Genomic DNA, 6319 nt, shown 5'->3' on the forward strand with positions numbered 1-6319 from the left:
CTTGGCGGAAAGGCGCGGCGCACGCAGCGACAGCCCCGCCCGCTTGCGCGCCGCCTGGACCGCGCCGACCTCCAGCCGCACGACGAACAGCTTGCGCGCGTCCAATTTGGCGCGCGCATCGTCGATCGTCTCGGCCTTGATCGCTCCCTTGCGTTCCTTGCCCGCCGGGTCGATGGCGACATAGTCGAATTCAGCCATCGGCGATGGTTTCCACCTCGGTCGCATCGCGGCGCGATACGCGGATGGCCTCCTCCGCTGTGGTCTGGCCGTCGCGCACCAGCGCCCGCGCCGCGGAGCCAAGGTTGGGTGCATTGAGGAAAGCATGGCGCGCAATCAGCGATTCATCGCCGCCGTCGTTGATGAGGCGGCGGATGGTGTCGTCCACACGGATCGCCTCGAACACGCCGATACGCCCCTTGTAGCCGGTGCCGTTGCATTCCTCGCAGCCGCGTGCCTTGTAGATGATCGTGCCCGGATCGAAGCCCAGCAGCGCGCTCGCCGACTTGTCCGCCTGCACCGGCCCGCGACAATGCTGGCAAAGGCGCCGGACAAGGCGCTGGGCTATGACTGCGCGCAAGGTCGAGGCAAGCAGGAACGGCTCCACCCGCATGTCGCGCATTCGGGTGATCGCGCCCACCGCGTCGTTGGTGTGGACGGTCGACAGCACGAGGTGCCCGGTCAGCGACGCCTGCACCGCAATCTCGGCCGTCTCGCGGTCGCGGATTTCGCCGACCATCACCACATCGGGATCCTGGCGCAGGATCGCGCGCAGCCCCGCCGCGAAGGTCAGGCCGACCTTGGCATTGACCTGCGTCTGACCGACACCTTCGATCGCATATTCGACCGGGTCTTCGACCGTCAGGATGTTGCGCGACCCGTCATTCAGGGTGCGCAGCCCCGCATAGAGCGTCGTCGTCTTGCCCGATCCGGTCGGCCCGGTAACGAGGATGATGCCGTTCGGCTCCGAAAGCCCTTCGCGGAAAATCCGGTCCGGCGCGCCGGTCATCCCCAGCAGGTCGAGCGTGATCCCCGCATTCTCCTTGTCGAGAATACGCAGCACCACTCGCTCCCCCGCCCGGCTCGGCAGGGTCGACACACGCACGTCGAGCAGCTTGCCGCCCAAGGTCAGGCCGATGCGTCCATCCTGCGGCACCCGCCGCTCGGCAATGTCCAGGCGAGCCATCACCTTGATGCGGCTGACGACCACCGGTGCGACATGGGGTGGCATCCGCAGCGTCTCACGCAGCACGCCGTCGACGCGCATCCGCACGATCAGGCCCGTCTCATAAGGCTCGATATGGATGTCCGACACGCCCTGCCGCGCGGCTTCGGCGATGATGCCGTTGATCAGGCGGATCGCTGGTGCATCGTCGGCGCTGTCGAGCAGGTCGTCGGCGGTCGGAATGTCGGCGGCCAATATGTCCAGCTCATCCGCGCCGACCTCCAGCGATCCCGCCATCGCGGCCGCGCTGCCTTCCATCGCATAATGATCGGACAGGTGCCGGTCGAACTGCGCTGCCTCGACGAAACGCACCTCGAAGCTGCGCGCCAGATGCCGCCGCACCTCCAGCAGCACGCGCGGATCGCTCCCCTCGCGCACCGCGATGGTCAGCCGCTCGCCCTCGGGCGGCAACAGCACCACGCCATGCTTGCGCGCGAACGTGTAGGGAATGTCGATCGGACGCGGCGGGATGACCGGGGAAATGACTTCGCCCTGATCCGTGTCGCTCACTTCTTCTCTCCGCTGGCGGGGATCTCGACGGGGCGCACGACGCCGCTCGACTGGCGAACGGTCGGCTCGATGACCTGCGGCTCGGCGACTGCGGCAGGCTGCACCACCGCGTCGCCCGGCTGCGGCACGGCGATCGGCGGCGTCGCCCCCATATAGTCGCGCACCAGTTCGTCGATCGTCGGTTCCGCATCAGGATCGCGCTGCAACTGCATGCCGCGAATATAGCCGTAGCGCTGCTGGGTCAGCTTCTGCGCATCTTCCTTCGACCGCAGAATGGTCGGGCGGATGAAGACCATCAGGTTGGTCTTGGTTCGGCTCTTGCTGCGCGATTTGAACAGCTCGCCGATCCCTGGAATGTCGGACAGCAGCGGAATCCGCTCGATCGTCTTGCGCTCATTGTCGTCCAGCAGGCCGCCCAGCGCCAGTATCTCGCCATCGTCGACCGTCACGGTCGTCTCGATCTCGCGCTTGTTGATGATGAGGTCACTGTTGCTGTTGCTCACCGGCCCGGCGACGCTCGACACTTCCTGCTTCAGGAACAGCTTGATGGCGCCCCCGGTGTTGATCTGCGGCTTCACCTCCAGCTTGATACCGACATCCTGTCGCTGCACCGTGCGGAACTGGTTGTCGAAATTCTGGCTCAGCGCCTCGCCGGTCGTCACCGGCACCTGCTGGCCGACCAGGATCGACGCCTTCTGGTTGTCCAGCGTCATGACCGAAGGCGTGGAGAGCAGGTTGCTCGTCGTGTCCGACTTCACCGCATTGATGATCGCGCCGAAAATGCCGTTATTGCCGATACTGCCGCCCAGCCCGGCAATCGCACCGGTCGCGCTTTGCAGGCTACTGACCGCCGCTTGCTGGAGCGTGCTGGCAAGGTCGCTGTTGGTCTGGGTTTCAGTCGTCGTGGTGGAGCCGTCGGCCGCCACCACGGTCGTCTTGGTCGTACCCAGACGATCGGCCGCGACCGCGCCCGCCAGCGTCAGCAGATTGGGCGATGCGTTGCTGTAGTTGGTCGCGGCAAAGCCGGTCGATGTGCTGCCAAGCAGGAATTGCACGCCCAGCTTCTTGGCGGCGGCATCGCCGATCTCAACGATGATCGCCTCCACCAACACCTGCTCGCGGCGGGTGTCGATCTGGCGGATCGTCTCGCCCAGCATGCGCTTCACGTCGCTGTTGGCAGCGACGATGATGGCGTTGGCGCCCTCATAGCGGGTGACGATCGCAGGCCCACGCGTGGAAATGCCACTGCCCGAAGAGGAGGAGGAGGAGGAGGAAGCCGCCGCGACCGGTGCAGCCGCCTGCGACGCGGGGGCACCGCCCTGCCCGCCTGCTGCCGGCGTGGACGATGTCACCGGCTGGCTGCTCGACTGGCCGATCAACTGCTGCAACACCGGCAGAAGCTTTTCGGCATCGGCATGTTCCAACCAGTAGACGCGGATTTCCGTGCCGCTCGCCGCCTGCCGATCCAGTTCGCGCGCCATGTTGGCCAATCGCGCCACCGTATTGGCCTCGCCCCGGATCGCGACCGAATTGCTGCTGTCGATCGGCACCACCGTCGCGGCAGAAGGCGCGGCATTCTCGCCACCGCCGCTCGCCACCAGCGCCTGGAGCGACGTCGCGATCTCGCGCGCACCGGCATTTTTCAGGCTGACCATCTGCGTCGCCGACGTATCGCGATCGATCCGGGCGATCACCTGCCGGATGCGGGCGATATTATCGGCATAGTCGGCCACGACCACGCTGTTGCCAGCCCGGTTCGCAGTAACGGAGCCATCTTTGCTCACCAGCGGGCGCAGCGTTTCCAACGCGCTCGCCGCGTCGATCGAGCGCAGGCGGAACACTTCGGTGACGAAACTGTTGCGGTTTGCCGCCTTGCCGACGCCACTCGGCTGACCCGATGCGCCGTCCGCCGGCTGGATGCGATAGGCGCCGCCCGGTGCCGGCACGGCGACCAACCCATTGGCGCGCAGGGTCGACAGGAAAATCTCGAAATATTCGGAGCGCGACAGCGGCCGGTCGGTCACGACCGACACCTTCCCCTGCACCCGATTGTCGATGATGAAGGTCCGCCCCGTGACGCGCGCGGCATCCTGAATGAAGGCGCGAATATCGGCATCGCGCACGTTCAGCGTCTGCTGCGCCAGCACCGGCGTCGTGATCGGCGCGGCGAGGGCAAGGGCCATGGCGGCGGAGAGGAGGAATTTGCGGGTCATTGGCCTTGCACTATGATGTTGACGGAGGCGACGGCAGCGCCGCGCTCGACGGTCAGGGCAAGCCGCGCGCCGGGCGCGATCCTGCTCTGGATAGCCTGAAGGTTACCGATGGGCTGGCCATCGACCTGGGTGATGATATCACCGGGCTTGAAACCGGCATTTGCGAAGGCCGGCCCCTTGGACATGACGGCCAGACCGGTGATCCGTCCATTCTGCATGCGCGGGGCGAAACCGATATCACGCTTCAGACTGTCGGCCGTGGGCGAATCGATACCGGGCGATGGTGCAGTCGGCGGCGGCGCGGCACTCTGCCAGCCTTCGCCCGAAGTCGGTGCAGGCGCGGCCGCCTCCAACGCGGGCGTGGACTGGTCGAGGAAGACCTGCTCCTCGGCCCCGCCCCGGTCGATCGTCACATGGTCAAAGGCGACGGCCTTCAACACCACGCCCGGCAGGATTTCATCGCCAACGGCAAAGCTGTTCTGCACGCCATCGGGCGTCGAGATGATCGCCGAACCCAGCCCCGACCCTTCGTTGAGGCGGATGCCATAGACCGTTAGCGCCAGCGACGTGACCACCCCGCCCCCCTGCTGCTGAGCGCCGGTCCGGAAAAAGGGATCGAAGCTGGCGAACAGAGCCTGCCGCGCGCTGGGCGTAAGGATCTGCGCCTGCCGCCCTTCCCACGGGCCGAAGCTGCCCACCGGTGTCAGCACGACCCATATGAGGCGCACGATCTGTAAAGCCAGCAGCGCCAGCAACAGCCGCTCGCCCAGCTTCAGCCAGTCGACCGACGGTATGCCGCCTTTCCAACCACGGACCTTGTCGCCGAACGGCACGCGCATCGATGGATAGCCCCCTTGAGTTCCCGCCCGCCTGCTAGGCAACTCTTCTTACTCCGAAATGACATTTATGTGACCATTATATGACATGACGCGCAAGTGGGTGAGGAAGCTTGCATTTCGCGGCGTCAGCGATAGCTAGACCCTTGAATGGGTCAGCCACGCGAAGCATCCTGCGAGGGCCATAATGTCCGATATTGCCGATCATCCCAAGGCCAGCGACGCCGATCCCACCTGGATCGCCGCTCATCCGCGCGTCCAGAAAGTGCCCAACCGCGACCTGACGCTTTTCATTCAGCGCCATTTCCTGTCGGCCGAAGAGTGTAGCTTATTGGTCGAGCGGATCGACGCCGACCGTCGCCCCTCCACCATCGCCGACGCCAATGGCGATGGCTATTTCCGCACGAGCGAAACCTGCGACCTGGATTCGGCCGATCCCTTCGTCGCGACGATCGACGCGAAGCTTTGCGCTTTCGCGGGGATTGATCCGGTCTATGGCGAACCGATCCAGGGGCAGCGCTACAGCGTCGGGCAGGAATTCAAGGCACATACCGACTATTTTGACCCCAAGGGCACGGACTATGCCCAATATTGCTCGGTGGCCGGCAACCGCACCTGGACGCTGATGGTCTATCTTGACCAGCCGGCCGCAGGTGGCGCGACGCGCTTTACCAAGATCGGGAAGACCGTCCAGCCCGAAGCCGGCAAGCTGCTTGCCTGGAACAATCGGATAACGCCCGGCGAGCCCAATCCCGCCAGCCTGCACCACGGTATGAAGGTTCGCAGTGGCGTGAAGCATGTCATTACCAAATGGTACAGGGAAAAGCCCTGGGGCTGAGCAATCTCACATCCAGAATTTGCGCGCTTCGGTGAGTTCGGCATGGGCCTGCGCCGCGCGATCGAGCAGTTTCTTTCTTCGCCGGAGTTTTAGTGAGGTATCGGGCTCCAGGCCATATTGCGCCAGCAAGGCCGGCGCCGTGGCCAAATCATTGAGGTCGCCCAGCGTAGCTTGTAAATCCTCCAGCGCATCGACGAAATCTTGGCGGCGACGCCTTTGCCTGGATTTTGGAAAGAGATCGCCAAAAAATTCCGTGCCGTAACGCAGCTTCTTGGCATCCTTGCGCACCTGATGTCGTTCTTCGTCCGGCAACTTCTGAATATGCCGGCCGCCCTTCGCCACTCGCCTGCGCAAACGCTTTAGCCGTCCGGCCGCGAAGTCGGCCGCCAGCGCATCCGCTTCTCCACCACAGCCGGCCCCGAGGGCCAGCCATTCCACCAGATCAAGCAGCAGCGTCCGCACGCGCGCCGAATGCAGCCATTCCCCGACCCGCTCATGGACAATCTTCTGCACATCGGCCAGGGAAGCAAGCACCGACTCATCTTCTATGCGCCCCATCAGCACATCCAGATCGCGCGCCTGCCCCAGCATGCCGGCGAGCCAGCGCAATTCATCCCGAAACCGTTGAATATCGGTCTCCAGCAGGATCGGCTTGAACAAGCTAAGCGCCGACCGAAGCCGCCGAACCGCGACCCGCGCC

Annotated in this window: 5 protein-coding genes and 1 pseudogene; 1 reads left to right on the plus strand and 5 read right to left on the minus strand. The window is 64.9% G+C overall.

The window, feature by feature from the left end:
- From VMR39_RS27020 to VMR39_RS27035, 4 genes and pseudogenes are all read right to left on the minus strand, one after another.
- Positions 1 to 198 (minus strand): annotated as a pseudogene (locus VMR39_RS27020) (type II secretion system protein GspF); the annotation flags it as partial.
- A complete protein-coding gene (gspE, locus tag VMR39_RS27025) occupies positions 191 to 1732 on the minus strand; it encodes a type II secretion system ATPase GspE (protein WP_325421058.1) in 1542 nt (513 codons plus the stop codon). The gene gspE and the pseudogene VMR39_RS27020, both read right to left, overlap by 8 nt.
- Complete coding sequence (gene gspD, locus VMR39_RS27030; protein WP_325421060.1) at positions 1729 to 3945, minus strand: type II secretion system secretin GspD; 2217 nt, start codon at positions 3943 to 3945, stop codon at positions 1729 to 1731. Before gspD ends, gspE begins: the two co-directional genes overlap by 4 nt.
- Positions 3942 to 4784, minus strand: coding sequence for a type II secretion system protein N (locus VMR39_RS27035; protein ID WP_325421062.1), 843 nt, complete (start codon positions 4782 to 4784; stop codon positions 3942 to 3944). The genes gspD and VMR39_RS27035 overlap by 4 nt, the downstream gene beginning before the upstream one ends.
- A gap of 184 nt (positions 4785 to 4968) precedes the next feature.
- Between VMR39_RS27035 and VMR39_RS27040 the strand changes: the two genes are divergently transcribed.
- Entirely contained in the window at positions 4969 to 5619 is a 651-nt protein-coding gene (locus tag VMR39_RS27040; RefSeq protein WP_325421064.1) for a 2OG-Fe(II) oxygenase, read from the plus strand.
- Positions 5620 to 5625: 6 nt separating this feature from the next.
- On the opposite strand, the gene VMR39_RS27045 is transcribed toward VMR39_RS27040, so the two are convergent.
- Positions 5626 to 6319 (minus strand): CHAD domain-containing protein (locus VMR39_RS27045; RefSeq protein WP_325421066.1); only part of this gene is annotated, 694 nt, incomplete at its 5' end.

The organism is Sphingobium sp., assembly GCF_035511395.1.
In the GTDB taxonomy this organism is placed as follows: Bacteria; Pseudomonadota; Alphaproteobacteria; order Sphingomonadales; family Sphingomonadaceae; genus Sphingobium.

What these genes read in the sequence shown, in the direction of transcription:
- gspD (WP_325421060.1), bottom strand. Translation starts at nt 3,945, where the DNA reads ATGACCCGCAAATTCCTCCTCTCCGCCGCCATGGCCCTTGCCCTCGCC.
- VMR39_RS27035 (WP_325421062.1), bottom strand. Translation starts at nt 4,784, where the DNA reads ATGCGCGTGCCGTTCGGCGACAAGGTCCGTGGTTGGAAAGGCGGCATA.
- VMR39_RS27040 (WP_325421064.1), top strand. Translation starts at nt 4,969, where the DNA reads ATGTCCGATATTGCCGATCATCCCAAGGCCAGCGACGCCGATCCCACC.